We start from the raw sequence: 14,474 nt of genomic DNA, 5'->3' as shown, positions 1-14,474 counted from the left end.
CACCCTCCTTTAACGGCTTGCGTCCGGGGTGAAGGTCGAGAAATCGACCAGCGTGCCCAGCATCTGGAGGTAAGCAACCAACGCATCCATTTCAGTCAGCTCGGGCTGACCGTCAAAGTTACGCACATTGACCTTGTCGCCATAGCGTTCCAACAATCCATCATAATCGCTGTCCGGATCGGCCTGCGCCCGAAAATCGGCCTGCGCCTGTTCAAGCATCTCGTCGGTATACGGGGTGCCGACCACGGCATTTGCCGCCATGATGTCACCGATATACTTGCCGTCTAGCTTACGATCCTCAAGGAAGCCGTATTTCGGCATCACCGATTCCGGCACCACCGATTGTGGATCGCGCAGGTGGTCCACCTGCCATTGATCCGAATACCGGCCACCGACGCGGGCAATATCCGGCCCGGTGCGTTTGGACCCCCATTGGAACGGATGATCATACATGGATTCAGCCGCCAGCGAGTAGTGGCCATAGCGTTCAACCTCATCACGCATCGGGCGGATCATCTGGCTGTGGCAAACATAGCAGCCTTCGCGCAGATAAACCTCACGCCCCGCCAGTTCGAGAGGGGTGTAAGGGCGCATGCCCTCCACCTTCTCGATGGTGTTCTCAAGATAGAACAGGGGCGCGATCTGTACGATGCCACCGATGGTCACGACCAGAAAGCTGAAGATCAGCAGGAGGGTCGCGTTGGTCTCGAGGATCTTGTGTTTGTCGAGAATTGCCATTGCTCCGGCCCTCCTTATTCAGCCGGGACCGCGACGGTCAGGCTGGCCTCTTTGGCCGGCGCTTTCCGTACAGTCATCCACAGGTTGTAGCACATGATCAGCGAGCCAGCGACGAACATCACGCCACCCAGCGCACGCACCACATACATCGGGAACTTCGCAGCAACGGTGTCAGCGAACGAATTCACCAGGAAGCCATTGGCATCCACTTCACGCCACATCAGGCCTTCCATGATACCGGTGACCCACATCGACGCCGCGTAGAGAACGATGCCAATGGTGGCGAGCCAGAAGTGCCAGCTGACCAGCTGCAGCGAGTAAAGACGCTCACGTTTCCACAGAACAGGGACCAGGAAGTAAAGAGCACCAAAGGTGATCATTCCGTTCCAGCCCAGCGCGCCCGAGTGTACGTGACCGATAGTCCAGTCGGTATAGTGGCTGAGGCTGTTCACAGCGCGGATCGACATCATCGGTCCCTCGAACGTGGACATGCCGTAAAAGCCGACCGAAATCACCATCATCCGGATCACTGGGTCAGTGCGTAGTTTGTCCCATGCACCCGACAGGGTCATCAGACCGTTGATCATACCACCCCACGAAGGCATCCATAGGATCACCGAGAACACCATGCCAAGGGTCGAGGCCCAATCAGGCAGCGCGGTATAGTGCAGGTGGTGCGGGCCGGCCCAGATATACAGGAAGATCAGCGCCCAGAAGTGGATGATCGACAGCTTGTAGCTGAATACTGGACGCTCAGCCTGTTTCGGGATGAAGTAGTACATCATACCCAGGAAACCGGCAGTCAGGAAGAAGCCCACGGCGTTGTGGCCATACCACCACTGGATCATGGCATCCTGAACACCAGACCAGACGATGACCGATTTCGATCCCCAGATGCTGACCGGGATGGTCATGTTGTTGACCAGGTGCAGCATGGCGACAGTCACGATAAAGGCCAGATAGAACCAGTTTGCCACGTAGATGTGCGGCTCTTTCCGCTTGATGATCGTGCCCAGATAAACAGCCAGATAGGCAACCCAGACAACAGTCAGCCACAGGTCAACGTACCATTCAGGTTCGGCATATTCTTTCGACTGCGTTCCACCAAGTATATAACCGGTTGCCGCAAGCACGATGAACAGCTGATAGCCCCAGAACACGAACCATGCCAGGTTTCCACCCCAAAGTCGCGCAGCGCTGGTGCGCTGTACGACATAGAACGAAGTTGCGATCAATGCGTTACCGCCAAAGGCAAAGATAACCGCCGATGTATGCAAAGGCCGCAGACGCCCGAAATTAAGATAGCCCTGCGCCCATTCGAAGTTTAGCGCCGGAAAGGCTAGCTGGAACGCAATAAAAGTCCCCGCCAGGAACCCGACTACCCCCCAGAATGCGGTTGCGATCACGCCGTAGCGGATCACATCATCCATATACTCACCAGAGCGGTCGACGAGGATATCTGGCTCTTCCGTGTTTCTAAGCGTCCAGATGAACAGACCGCCGGCGATCAACATCACCAGAATTGCGTGCACCTGATACGCCAAATCCCGTGCGTAGTTAGAGCCGATGGCTGCGAACAGCACCACCAGCCCAAGCACGATCAGCTTGATGTAATTTGACATATTGCGTCCCTTTGCCATGCCTCGCGCGATTCTTCGTGTCACGCGAAACCTTTTTGACTGCATGCTGTAATGCAGCGAGGTCGCCTTTGACGCTTTGATCTGCATCAAGACAAGCCCCTGTTTTCTGTGAGAGGTATTTTGCAGAAACAGACACGCGCTGGCAACGGACAGCGCCGGAAACATGAGGTCGACATGGCATTTAAATCTCTTCTTACGGTCATGACGGAAACCAAGCTTTCTCAGAACGCACTGGCACAAATGGTGGCATTGGCAGAAGGGCAGGACGCCCATGTCGAAGCGTTGTGTCTTGGCGTCGATCGCAGTCAGACCGGTTATTATTATGCCGGTGCAAACGCTTTGATCCTGCAGGAGACCCTGAGCCGCGCCAATGCCGAGGCGGACGAGATACTCGCCTACGCTCAGGATTATCTGGGTAAGTCGGGCGTGCGCTGGTCCGCTGAAAACGGGGTAGCTCAGATCGCTGATCTCGGGCGACATGTCGCACGCCGCGCACGCTTTTCGGATCTCGTAGTATTGCCCCGACCTTATGGAAAAGACCGCGACGCAGAAGCGGAACCCATCGTCGAAGCCGCCATGTTCGAAGGCCATTCGCCGGTGCTATTGGTGCCCGATGATAACAAACCGATTTCGGCCCCAAAAACCGTCATGGTGGGCTGGAACGAAAGCGTCGAAGCGATGCGCGCCATCCGTCGCGCGTTGCCATTCTTGAAGCAGGCCGAACTCACACGGATTGTTGTGATTGATCCACCGCGTCATGGGCCGGATCGATCGGACCCGGGCGGTCTGCTATCTCAGATGCTGGCGCGACATGGGGTGAAGTGCGAAATCGACGTGCTCAGCAAGACCATGACGCGCGTCTCGGACATCCTCAATCGCCACGCTGCCGATACCGAGGCCGATATGATCGTTATGGGGGCCTATGGCCATTCGCGCTTTCGCGAGGCCATTTTGGGCGGTGCGACCCGCAATATGCTGGAGCAATCAGAAATCCCCGTGTTTCTGGCTCACTGACGACGCCAACAAACGCAAAAGCCGCCCGTCTCTGGTGCGGCTTTATGTCTTGCGGATCAGGCCGATCAGGAACAGCAGGATCACCGCGCCGATAGTGGCAAAGAAGATCGAAGAGATGAGCCCTCCGCCAACCGCAAAGCCCAGGGCTGGAAAGATCGTGCCTGCCAGAAACGCACCGACAATCCCGACTATAATATTCCCGATCAGGCCGAACCCACGCCCTTCCATGATTTTTCCCGAAAGCCAGCCAGCAATCGCGCCGATGAACAGCATGGCGAGTAAACCGCTAAATTCCATAAGGGACTCCCAATTGTTCGAGGGCGGCGGGCTGAGGCATCAGACCAGAAATCCGCCATCGGTATCGTCGCCCGCCTCTTCCATTAGGCGCCCCATATCGGGGATTGTTACATGGCGTTTACCTTCCAGAGTAATGACCTGATCTTTCTTCAAGGCGGAAATCTGCCGGCTGACAGTTTCCAGGGTCAGCCCAAGATAGTCGGCCATCGCCTCGCGCGTCAGTGGCAGGTCAAAGACAATCGGAGCTACCATTCCGGCTTGATGAATCGATGCGTCCCGGCGCGCGATGATCGAAAGCAGGCTGGCAATCTTTTCTCGCGCGGTCTTGCGTCCAAGCACCAGCATCCACTCACGGGCCGCATCCAATTCGTCCAACGTCATTTCCAGCAGGCGCTGCGAGATGTGCGGCGTCGTGATCATCATGTCCTCGAACGGCTTTTTGCGGAAACAACACATCATCAGATCGGTGGTCGCCACCACGTCGTATGGCGCGTTGTCTCGTCCAGGGCGACCCACGAAATCGCTGGGCAGCAGCAGGCCGACCATTTGCCTGCGCCCATCCTCCATCGTCTGTGTCAAAGACGCGATTCCCGACACGACCGAGCCGACAAAATTCATCGGATCGCCGGACCAGATGATCGTCTGCCCCGCCTCAAAGCTGCGGTAGTACTTGATGTTCTCAAGCTCTTCCAGCTCGTCCTTTTCGCAATGCGCGCACACCGCACGATGCCGGATCGGGCATTCTGCGCAATTGGTGTGGTCGAATTGGGCCTTGAGTGTCATTCGCGCTTCCATTTGATTTCGGTCAAAGTACCCTGGGCCCTCCAGCTATAGTCATATCTTTATGACACTGAAACCTCAACTGGCACGGCTTGGACTTTTTGACGCGAAAGTACCGCGTTACACAAGCTATCCCACCGCACCCCACTTCAGCAATGACGTCGGGGCTGATCTGTTTAGCGACTGGATTTCCGGGATTGCTCCGGGCAGTTCAATCTCGCTTTACATCCACGTACCCTTCTGCCGTCGGCTGTGCTGGTTTTGCGCCTGCCGGACACAAGGCACCCAGACGGATAACCCGGTCATCGCCTATGTCGACGTGCTAAAGGCCGAGCTGGATTTGCTGGCGGCACGCCTGCCAGAGGGTGTTACATTGTCGCGGCTGCACTGGGGCGGCGGCACGCCGACGCTGTTGAATGCAGACCTGATGCGGGATCTGGCCGCGCGAATCCTTGAGATTGTGCCTTTAGGCCCAGACGCCGAGTTTTCCGTCGAGATCGATCCGAATGAGATCGACGAAGCCCGGCTGGATGCACTGGCCGAAGCCGGGATGAACCGCGCATCGATCGGTGTTCAGGATTTTGACGACGAAATCCAGAAAACCATCGGTCGCATTCAAAGCTATGACACCACCCGCGAAGCAGCCGAGATGATCCGAGCGCGTGGTATATCCAGCCTGAATGCGGACATCCTTTATGGCCTGCCCCACCAGACCAAGGCGCGCATGACCGAAAGTGTGCAAAAGCTGTTGTCGCTGAACCCTGACCGGGTCGCACTCTATGGCTACGCGCATGTGCCGTGGATGGCCAAGCGCCAGCAGTTGATTCCATCAGATGCCCTGCCCACACCGGAACAGCGACTGGAACTTTTTGAAACCGCCCGGCGACTGTTCCTATGGGACAATTATGCCGAGATCGGGATTGACCACTTCGCGACGCAGGACGATGGGCTGACCCATGCGCTGCGCGCTGGTCGATTGAAACGGAATTTCCAAGGCTACACGGACGATCAGGCCCCAATCCTGATTGGCTTGGGTGCCAGCTCGATCTCACGCTTCCCGCAAGGATATGCGCAGAACGCACCGGCAACCTCGGCTCACACGAAGGCCATTCGCGAAGGGCGGTTCTCGACGTCGCGCGGGCATTTGTTCAAAGGTCAGGATGTTCTACGGTCGCGTCTGATCGAAGCATTGATGTGCGATTTCCAAATCAACTCGGCCGAGATTCTGCGCGATTATGACATTTCAACTGCGGAACTGCAGCAAATGTACGCAACAGCAAACGCGGCCTTCGACGGGTTGCTACGCGTGGATGAAAACGGATTGTTCATACCGCCCGAAGCACGTGCGCTGACCCGCATGATCGCGCGCAGCTTTGACACGTATGATCTGAGTAAGGCTGGGCATAGTTCCGCTATCTGAACACTCTTCGGCAGGTCGTTTTTCGCGACCTTCCCTTACAAACCGGCACGGGGGCTTGACGCATGCCTTCGGTTTTCTCCACACTCAAGGGGTGGAGAGACCCACCTCTTCACAGCCTGAGGCAGGCAAACGCAGACAGTTCTTGCCGACGCGCATGCGTTCGACAGCCCTTTTCGTGCAGCCATACTGCAACCTGAAAGAGGGACAGCACTCATGCGCGTTTTCACCGTCCTCGGCCCCAGCCAATCGGGCAAATCCACCTTGGTCGAAGCGATCAGCCGCCTCGACGGGCGGCCCACCACATTCGATGTTGCCGGAACCGTGCATCTGCACGGTTTTTCTTATTTAAACGAACCGTGGTGCGCGGTGGACGTGGACGGAGGCGGCGATGCGCTAGCCTATGTCGGCCCGGCCATGGCGATCTCGGACGCAGCAGTTGTGGTTGTCCCACCCGATCCGGATGCCGCCGTTCTGTGTGCCCCGTATCTAAGGTTGGTCGAAGAGGCGGGCATTCCCTGTTTTTTATTCATCAACCGCATGGACAGCCCCAACGGTCGCATCCGCGACATCGTTGCTGCACTGCAGACCTATTGCGCCCACCACATCGCTCTGCGGCAGGTGCCGATCCGCGACGGAGACACCATTATCGGCGCAGTCGATCTGATCTCGGAGCGCGCCTGGAAGTATCAGGAGGGGCAGCCCTCGGCCCTGATCGAGCTACCGCAATCAGCGGAAGACCGCGAACAGGAAGCACGCACTGAGTTGTTGGAGACCCTATCGGATTTCGATGACAATCTGCTGGAGCAACTGATTGAGGACAAACAGCCCCCAAGCGACGAGGTCTACGAGCTGGCCGCACAGGTCTTGCAGAACCATCAGCTTATCCCGGCCTGCCTAGGTGCCGCGAGCCATGGCAACGGTCTGACCCGCTTGATGAAAGCGCTGCGTCATGAAGCACCGGAATTCAAAATTGCAGCTGACCGGGATGAGGCCGAAGAAAACGCCTGTGCCATTGCCGGCTTTGCGGATGTGAAGAAGCATATCGGCAAGATCACCGTTTTGCGCGGTCTGGGCGACGGCGTGAAAGCACATGAATCCCTTGGTGGCGAAACTGTTGGAAATCTGACAACCTTGGACGCCAAGACACAGATCAGCGCGCTTGAAGCCGGACATATTGGCCTTGCTGTCAAATCCGACCACCTTAATCCTGGCTTCATCTATGACAGCGCGGCGGCAACGCCGTTGCCGGAATGGGCCTCATCCCATCCTGCCGCGCATCGTCAGGTCGTATCACCTGCGCATGAGCGAGACGACGTGCGCCTGTCGAATGCGTTGACCCGGCTGGTTGAGATCGACCCCGGCCTGCATCTGGAGCAAGACGAGCTGAGCGGTCATTCCATTCTGGGCTCACAAGGTCCGCAGCATATGCGGCGCGTGACCGCCAAACTCGCCGAGGATTTTGGCATCGAGATCGAGGCCGAGGCCGCCGGAACCGCCTATCGCGAAACCATTCGCACAAGGGTCGATCATCGCCATCGCCACCGCAAGCAATCCGGCGGTGCGGGGCAGTTTGCCGATGTGGTCATATCCATCGCTCCGCTGCCGCGCGGCTCGGGGTTCCAGTTCGAGGAAGTGGTGAAAGGTGGGGCCGTACCCCGGAATTACATTCCTTCGGTTGAACACGGGGCCAAGGACGCACTGGTCGAAGGCCCCGAAGGTTTCCCTGTGGTGGACGTTAAGGTGACGCTCAGCGACGGCAAGCACCATAACGTGGACAGTTCGGATTATGCCTTCCGCACCGCTGGCAAGAACGCGGTGCGTGAAGCGCTGCCCGAAGCGAAACCAGTCGTGCTGCAACCGATCCTGAACGCCGAGATCCATCTGCCGTCAACCTTCGTAGGCGATCTCGTTCCAACGATCAGCTCGCTGCAGGGACAAGTCCTAGGTTTCGAAGGCAACCCCAACGCCTCAGGCTGGGAAATCTTCAATGCGACACTCCCCGCCGTTGCGGAAGATGAACTGCACCGAACCCTCGCCAGTGCCACCCGTGGCACCGGTTGGGTCAAACTGCAATTCGATCACTATGAAGAACTGCGCGGCCCCGTTCCCGCGTCAGCCAAAAACAAGGAAATAGCCTGACATCGAAGGCGCGGGCTGCGTATCAGCCCGCTGCCGCGATCAGTTCGCGGGTGTAGTCGGTCTGGGCGTGTTCGAACAAATCTTCGGCAGCGCCCATCTCGACGACATCGCCGTTTCGCATGACGATTACGTTATGTGACATCGCGCGCACGACCTTCAGGTCGTGGCTGATAAACAGATAGGCCAGCCCGTATTTCCTTTGCAGGTCACGCAGCAGGTCAACGATCTGCACCTGCACGGTCATGTCCAGCGCACTTGTAGGCTCGTCCAGAACCAGCAGCTTGGGCCGCAACACCATGGCGCGGGCGATGGCGATCCGCTGGCGTTGCCCGCCGGAAAACTCATGCGGATAGCGGTCCATCGCAGAGGGGTCCAATCCGACCTCGTTCATCACTTCGGCCACCAGATCGCGCGGGGCGCGATGAGGATCGACCTTATGGATGGCCAGCCCCTCGGCGATGATCTGCATGCAGGTCATCCGCGGGCTGAGGCTGCCGAACGGATCCTGAAATACAATCTGCATGTCCTTGCGCAACCGCCGCAACTCGCGCGTTGACCAGCGGCGCACATTCTGGTCGCGGAAAGTGATCCCGCCCTCGGACGCGATCAGACGCATGATCGCCAGCGCCAGCGTCGTCTTGCCCGAGCCGCTCTCCCCCACGATCCCAATCGTTTCCCCGGCACGGACGCTGAGGGTCGCGTCGTTGACGGCCTTCACATAGCCTACGGTCCGTTTCAGGAAACCGCGCTGGATCGGGAACCAGACTTTCAGGTGATCGGTGCGGGCTACCTCTTCGGCATCCGGGGCCACCGGGTCGGGGTGCCCGGACGGCTCGGCCTCCAGAAGCTTGCGAGTATAGGGGTGTTGCGGGTTGTCGAAAATCTCCGTTGTCACTCCGGCTTCGACAATTTCACCGTCCTTCATCACGCAAACCCGGTCGGCGATGCGGCGGACGATGCCAAGGTCATGGGTGATGAACAACATACCCATGTTCTCGGACTTTTGCAGTTCGGCCAGCAACTCCAGAATCTGCGCCTGGATGGTGACGTCCAGCGCCGTTGTCGGCTCATCCGCGATCAAAATGTCCGGCTTGTTCGCCAACGCCATCGCGATCATCACGCGTTGACGCTGCCCGCCGGACAACTGGTGCGGATAGCTGTCCAGCCGCTCCTCGGGGTCTCGGATGCCGACCTTGGTCAGCAGTTCTACAATCCGTTCCCGCGCCTCATCGCCGGTAACGCCCTGATGCAGAGCCAGCGATTCCGCCATCTGTTTCTGGATCGTGTGCAATGGATTGAGCGAGGTCATCGGCTCCTGAAAGATGAAACTAATGTCGTTGCCGCGCACGTCCATCAACCTGTCTTCGGACGCGCCGATCATCTCTTGCCCTTCATAAGTGACCGAGCCTTCGACAATTGCGCTATCACCCAGCAGCGACACAGTGCTCAACGCCGTAACGGATTTGCCCGAGCCGGATTCGCCCACCAAAGCCACCGTTTCACCCCGGTCGACGGTAAAGGACACGCCTTTGACTGCCGCACTCACCTGCCCGTCCTGCCGGAACGAGACCTTGAGGTTGTTCACATCCAAAAGGCTCATGAGAAGGTCTTTCTGGGATCAAACGCATCGCGGACGCCTTCAAAAATGAAGACCAACAGCGACAGCATGATGGCAAAGGTGAAGAAGGCAGTGAAGGCCAGCCACGGTGCCTGAAGGTTCTGTTTCGCCTGCAAAGTCAACTCTCCAAGCGACGGGGCTGAAGACGGCAAACCGAAGCCAAGGAAGTCCAGCGAAGCCAGCCCACCGATGGTTCCGGTCACGATGAACGGCATGAAGGTCAGCGTGGCGACCATCGCATTAGGCAGCATGTGGCGAAACATGATCGTCATGTTACCCACGCCCAGCGCCCGCGCGGCACGGACATACTCCAAATTTCGTGCCCGCAGGAATTCAGCGCGCACGACGCCCACCAGTCCGGTCCAACTGAACAGGATCATCAGAATCACCAAGAGCCAGAAACTTCGCCCAAGAATCGCGAACATGATGATAATGACATAAAGCGAGGGTGTCGCCGACCAGATCTCGATAATACGTTGGAAGATCAGATCCAGCCAACCGCCAAAGAACCCCTGAATGGCCCCAGCAAAAATGCCGATCAGACTGGCCACGCCGGTGACGAGTAAAGTGAACAGGATCGACAGGCGGAAGCCATAGATGACACGAGCTAGCACATCTCGCTTGGTGTCGTCAGTGCCGAGCAGATTCTGACCATTAGGCGGCAGCGGTGCAGCGCCCGGGCGGTCCACGCTGGTGTTGAAGGAATACGGGATTGGAGGCCAGATGGCCCAGCCTCGCTCAAACCCATCCGCTTCGAACGTGCCCGCCTTGATTTCGTCGATGATACCTTCGGGGTCGTCGAAGCACTGATCCAATCCGCCGCTATCGATCAGGCACATGACCTCGGGGTCGCGATAGATCGCCTCGGTCTGGAAATCGCCTCCGAATTCCGTTTCAGCGTAAAAGTTGAAGACAGGCGTGTAGATTTCACCCCGGTACTTTACCAGGATCGGTTTGTCGTTGGCGATGAACTCGGCAAACAGCGATAGGCCGAACAACACCGAGAAGATGATCAGCGACCAGAACGCCCTGCCATTGCGCCGGAAATTGCGCCAACGGCGCTGATTGAGAGGGGAGAGTGCCATTTACCCCTCCCGCTTTTCGAAATCGATACGCGGGTCAACGAGCACATACATCAGATCGCTGATAATGCCGACGACCAGCCCCATCAGGCCAAATATGAAAAGCGTACCAAAAATCACCGGATAGTCGCGCGCCACTGCCGCCTCAAAGCCCAGACGCCCAAGACCATCGAGCGAGAAAATGGTTTCGATGATGATCGATCCACCGAAGAACACACCAATGAATACAGCAGGGAAACCTGCAATCACGATCAGCATCGCGTTGCGGAAGACATGACCATACAGCACCTTGCTTTCACTCAAACCCTTGGCGCGAGCGGTCATCACGTACTGCTTCTTGATCTCATCCAGAAACGAGTTCTTGGTCAGCAGCGTCAGCGTCGCAAAGGCCGAGATGGTCAGCGCGATTATCGGCAAAGCGATGTGCCAGAAATAGTCAGTAATCTTTCCAAACAGGCTGAGGCTGTCCCAATTGTCCGAGGTCAAACCCCGTAGCGGGAAAATCTGCCAGTAAGAGCCACCGGCGAACAACACCAGCAGCAGAATGGCAAACAGGAAACCGGGGATAGCATAGGCCACGATGATCGCACCGCTGGTCCAAGTATCAAAGCTCGACCCGTCCTTGATCGCCTTGCGGATACCTAGCGGGATCGAGACCAGATAGGCGATCAGCGTCGACCACAGACCCAGCGAAATAGACACCGGCATCTTTTCCAGCACCAGATCAATCACACTGATCGAGCGGAAATAGCTCTCGCCAAAATCCAGCGTCAGGTAGTTGCCCATCATGCCTAGAAAGCGTTCCAGTGGCGGTTTGTCGAAGCCAAACTCTTTTTCCAGTTCAGCGATGAATTCGGGCGGAAGGCCACGCGCACCGACGTATTTGTCATCAAAGGCACCACCTGCGGGCTCGGCCCCGGCTCCGGCATCGCCACCACCGGCGAACCCAGCAAAGACGTCGCCCTGCCCTTCGATCTGCGCAATGATCTGTTCAATGGGACCACCGGGCACGAACTGCACCAGCGTGAAGTTGACGATCATGATGCCCAGAAGGGTCGGAATGACCAGCAACAGGCGTCTTAGGATATAGGCGCCCATGTTATCGCAGCGCGCCTTTCGCTTTCAGGTCAGCCTCTTTCTCGGGGTTGATCCACCACAGATCGAGATACCCAAGCGAGAATGGAGGCAGGTTTTCAGGGTATTCGTACATGTCGTAATAAGCCGTCCAGTAATCCGCCACATACCCATCGGGAATGACGAAGAACTCATAACGCAAGACACGATCCAACGCCATCAGCGCAGCATCCTGTTCCGCCTGATTTGTCGTGTCGAATGACGCTTCGATCACAGCGTCAACAAGTGGGCTGGCAAGACCGGCAGGGTTGAACAAGCTAAACGCGGCTTCTTCCGATCCGTACATCTGACTGAGACCCCCGCCGGTCGACAGGAACGAGCCATAGCGGTTCGAATATACCATATCATAATCACGCTCACGCCGCCGCAGGGTGAATTGAGAAGGATCTACCTTCTCGGCCGAAGCATCCACACCGATCGACTGCAGGTTCTGCACATAGGTCTCGATCATGGTGGCGGTCGAGGTTGGAATGCTCGACGCATACGGAATATTGACCTTCAGCGTCTGCCCATCGGCATTGCGGCGCAGATTGCCGTCGCCGACGGGCCAACCAGCCTCGTCCAGCAGTTTCGAGGCTTGCCGCAAATTGCGACGGTCGTTCAACCGAGCTGGATTGGATTCGTGGACGACAAGCGCAGGCTCGCTGAACACCTCGGCCGGAACCACGTCACCCAGCGTTTCCAGAAACGCCAGTTCGGCACCCTCCGGCACGCCTGTCGCTTCAAGATGTGTCCCCTGCACGAATGAACTGCGCGGTGCGTTCAGACCGAACATCAGCGATTCATTTGCCCATTCGAAATTGAACGCCAGCGCCAGCGCTTTACGCACATTCTTGTCGGCAAATTGAGGCTTGCCCAGATTGAAAACGAAACCCGACGGCGTCGGTGGGCTACCATCCACGATCTCGTCCTGCACGACAAACCCTTCGCTGAGTTTCGGGAAATCGTAACTAGAGGCCCAGAGCTTGGGGTCACTTTCGATACGCATCGTGTATTCGCCCGCCTTGAACCCTTCGAAGGCGGCGGTTTGATCCGCGAAATACTCGATCCGGATAGTGTCGTAATTGTTGCGGCCTATGTTGATCGGCAGATCCTTGCCCCAATAATCGTCGCGACGCTTGTAGACTATACGACGGTTGATGTCATAGCTGTCCAGTTTGTAAGGACCTGAACCAACGGCGACCTCCAGCCGCGGTTCGTCCAGACGACGGCTTTCATCGGCCTCGAACCAGGCTTTTGAAAATACCGGGGTCGACCCGACGGTTTCGATCAACCCGCGCCGGGTGACATCCGGACTAAAAGTAAATTTTACAGTGTGGTCATCCAGAGCTTCAGCCCCTGTAACCATGCGCCCGACGGCTTGCGCATAAGACGGCAAACCCTGCTCAATGAACAAACGATGACTATAGACGACGTCTTCGGCAGTCACCGGGGTGCCATCCCAGAACATAGCTTCGGGGCGCAGATTGAAGATCACATAATTGCGCCCTTCGTCATATTCCATACTTTCCGCAACAACCCCATAATACTGCCCGACACTGTCCGCGGTACTTTCGATCAGCGGGTCATATTGAAGCGTAGTCAAAGCGCCTGCCCGCCCCTTGCGCGAATAAGGGTTCAGGGAATCAAACGTACCTGAGCCCGATAAAGACAGCTCTCCGCCCTTTGGTGCGTCTGGGTTGACGTAGTTCAAGTACGGATAGTCGGCCGGATAATCCAGATTTCCGAAATAGGAATACCCGTGGCTACGCGTGACGCCCTCTTCATTGGCACGGGCAGGATCGCTGCTGCCCAGAACCAGTGTCGCCGAAATCCCAAAAGCCGCAGCCCAAGCGTGAATTCCGGTAAAGCGCATCTGGGGCAGCAGGGGTTTCATCAGGCTCGTCCTCTGAATTTCTGTCATCTTCATTGTCGTGCCCGCCAGCTAAAGGTCCAGCACTGTCAGTTGCAAGTTTAGAATGCGTGAACGCTTTGTGAAGTTCTTCTCAGACAAAAAAATAAAGCCGCTGCGCAAGGCAGCGGCTTTAAATCCTGCAAATCTGATCAACAGATCAGTTGCCGATGGTCTGCAGATACGCAATCAGATCGGCGCGTTCTTGTGGTTTTTTCAGGCCAGCAAAGCTCATCGAAGTGCCCGAGATATAGGCGCTTGGGCGTTCCAGGAACGCGTCCAGGGCTTCGGGTGTCCAGTTGCCACCATGCGCCTGCATCGAGGCCGAATAACCGGTAAAGCCTTTAGCTGAGGCAACCGGGCGATCTACGACACCGTAAAGGTAAGGACCTGTACCATTGGCGCCGTCTTCCAACTTGTGGCAGGCGGTGCACTTGCGGAATACACGTGCGCCCTTTTCAGGGTCGGCTGCAGCCAACATATCCTCGAAGACCACTTCTTCGCCGTCCGCGCTTTCGCCCGAGCTTTCGGTTTCGATAATGTAAGCAGCTTCGGCAAGATGGCTGTCAGAGCTATAGAGGACATCCGCCCCCCATTTTGCCAGAAGCAACACCAGGAAGGTGCCAAACAAGCCGGCTGCGGCTTTGGTAACTGTCATCGTGTCGAACATTTTGATCGCGTGTCCATTTCAGCTGTCTGCGGGGTGTCTAAGGCTTCCCCT

At 57.1% G+C, this 14,474-nt stretch carries 12 protein-coding genes; 3 read left to right on the top strand and 9 right to left on the bottom strand.

Features of this window, described 5'->3' with window-relative positions:
* Positions 1–9: 9 nt before the first annotated feature.
* Together ccoO and ccoN are read right to left on the bottom strand one after the other, a co-directional pair.
* The gene (ccoO, locus tag ACRZ96_RS15130; RefSeq protein ID WP_170398627.1) at positions 10–738 is read right to left on the bottom strand and encodes a cytochrome-c oxidase, cbb3-type subunit II; all 729 of its coding nucleotides are present in this window, start codon (positions 736–738) and stop codon (positions 10–12) included.
* Positions 739–752: 14 nt separating this feature from the next.
* The gene (ccoN, locus tag ACRZ96_RS15125; protein ID WP_170398630.1) at positions 753–2,360 is read right to left on the bottom strand and encodes a cytochrome-c oxidase, cbb3-type subunit I; all 1,608 of its coding nucleotides are present in this window, start codon (positions 2,358–2,360) and stop codon (positions 753–755) included.
* Between the two features lie 192 nt (positions 2,361–2,552).
* Between ccoN and ACRZ96_RS15120 the strand changes: the two genes are divergently transcribed.
* Complete coding sequence (locus ACRZ96_RS15120; protein WP_170398633.1) at positions 2,553–3,392, top strand: universal stress protein; 840 nt, start codon at positions 2,553–2,555, stop codon at positions 3,390–3,392.
* A 42-nt stretch (positions 3,393–3,434) separates the two neighbouring features.
* Here ACRZ96_RS15120 and ACRZ96_RS15115 read toward each other — a convergent pair whose 3' ends face one another.
* Both ACRZ96_RS15115 and fnrL read right to left on the bottom strand, forming a co-directional pair.
* Positions 3,435–3,689 (bottom strand): GlsB/YeaQ/YmgE family stress response membrane protein, encoded by a 255-nt coding sequence (locus tag ACRZ96_RS15115; RefSeq protein WP_170398637.1) that lies wholly within the window; start codon positions 3,687–3,689, stop codon positions 3,435–3,437.
* 39 nt (positions 3,690–3,728) lie between these two features.
* Complete coding sequence (fnrL, locus tag ACRZ96_RS15110) at positions 3,729–4,472, bottom strand: transcriptional regulator FnrL (RefSeq protein WP_170406526.1); 744 nt, start codon at positions 4,470–4,472, stop codon at positions 3,729–3,731.
* Between the two features lie 61 nt (positions 4,473–4,533).
* Between fnrL and hemN the strand changes: the two genes are divergently transcribed.
* Positions 4,534–5,889, top strand: a complete 1,356-nt coding sequence (gene hemN, locus ACRZ96_RS15105) for an oxygen-independent coproporphyrinogen III oxidase (protein WP_170398643.1) — start codon at positions 4,534–4,536, stop codon at positions 5,887–5,889.
* 213 nt (positions 5,890–6,102) lie between these two features.
* A complete protein-coding gene (locus ACRZ96_RS15100) occupies positions 6,103–8,028 on the top strand; it encodes an elongation factor G (protein ID WP_480705791.1) in 1,926 nt (641 codons plus the stop codon).
* Between the two features lie 22 nt (positions 8,029–8,050).
* On the opposite strand, the gene ACRZ96_RS15095 is transcribed toward ACRZ96_RS15100, so the two are convergent.
* The 5 genes from ACRZ96_RS15095 to ACRZ96_RS15075 form a co-directional block, all read right to left on the bottom strand.
* Positions 8,051–9,628 (bottom strand): ABC transporter ATP-binding protein, encoded by a 1,578-nt coding sequence (locus ACRZ96_RS15095; RefSeq protein ID WP_480705793.1) that lies wholly within the window; start codon positions 9,626–9,628, stop codon positions 8,051–8,053.
* Complete coding sequence (locus tag ACRZ96_RS15090) at positions 9,625–10,731, bottom strand: ABC transporter permease (RefSeq protein ID WP_170398652.1); 1,107 nt, start codon at positions 10,729–10,731, stop codon at positions 9,625–9,627. The genes ACRZ96_RS15095 and ACRZ96_RS15090 overlap by 4 nt, the downstream gene beginning before the upstream one ends.
* On the bottom strand, positions 10,732–11,826 hold the full coding sequence (locus ACRZ96_RS15085) for a microcin C ABC transporter permease YejB (protein ID WP_170398655.1): 1,095 nt from the start codon (positions 11,824–11,826) through the stop codon (positions 10,732–10,734).
* A gap of 1 nt (position 11,827) precedes the next feature.
* A complete protein-coding gene (locus ACRZ96_RS15080) occupies positions 11,828–13,738 on the bottom strand; it encodes an extracellular solute-binding protein (RefSeq protein ID WP_170732480.1) in 1,911 nt (636 codons plus the stop codon).
* A 175-nt stretch (positions 13,739–13,913) separates the two neighbouring features.
* Entirely contained in the window at positions 13,914–14,423 is a 510-nt protein-coding gene (locus ACRZ96_RS15075) for a c-type cytochrome (protein WP_170398660.1), read from the bottom strand.
* Positions 14,424–14,474 lie beyond the last annotated feature (51 nt).

It is taken from the genome of Ruegeria sp. CF1, from assembly GCF_056537445.1.
The sequence above is the reverse complement of the archived record's forward strand: the minus strand, read 5'-3'. Positions and strand labels throughout refer to the sequence as shown.

Coding starts and splice junctions, on each gene's coding strand:
- ccoO (WP_170398627.1), bottom strand. CDS start 738: ATGGCAATTCTCGACAAACACAAGATCCTCGAGACCAACGCGACCCTC.
- ccoN (WP_170398630.1), bottom strand. CDS start 2,360: ATGTCAAATTACATCAAGCTGATCGTGCTTGGGCTGGTGGTGCTGTTC.
- ACRZ96_RS15120 (WP_170398633.1), top strand. CDS start 2,553: ATGGCATTTAAATCTCTTCTTACGGTCATGACGGAAACCAAGCTTTCT.
- ACRZ96_RS15115 (WP_170398637.1), bottom strand. CDS start 3,689: ATGGAATTTAGCGGTTTACTCGCCATGCTGTTCATCGGCGCGATTGCT.
- fnrL (WP_170406526.1), bottom strand. CDS start 4,472: ATGACACTCAAGGCCCAATTCGACCACACCAATTGCGCAGAATGCCCG.
- hemN (WP_170398643.1), top strand. CDS start 4,534: ATGACACTGAAACCTCAACTGGCACGGCTTGGACTTTTTGACGCGAAA.
- ACRZ96_RS15100 (WP_480705791.1), top strand. CDS start 6,103: ATGCGCGTTTTCACCGTCCTCGGCCCCAGCCAATCGGGCAAATCCACC.
- ACRZ96_RS15095 (WP_480705793.1), bottom strand. CDS start 9,628: ATGAGCCTTTTGGATGTGAACAACCTCAAGGTCTCGTTCCGGCAGGAC.
- ACRZ96_RS15090 (WP_170398652.1), bottom strand. CDS start 10,731: ATGGCACTCTCCCCTCTCAATCAGCGCCGTTGGCGCAATTTCCGGCGC.
- ACRZ96_RS15085 (WP_170398655.1), bottom strand. CDS start 11,826: ATGGGCGCCTATATCCTAAGACGCCTGTTGCTGGTCATTCCGACCCTT.
- ACRZ96_RS15080 (WP_170732480.1), bottom strand. CDS start 13,738: ATGAAACCCCTGCTGCCCCAGATGCGCTTTACCGGAATTCACGCTTGG.
- ACRZ96_RS15075 (WP_170398660.1), bottom strand. CDS start 14,423: ATGTTCGACACGATGACAGTTACCAAAGCCGCAGCCGGCTTGTTTGGC.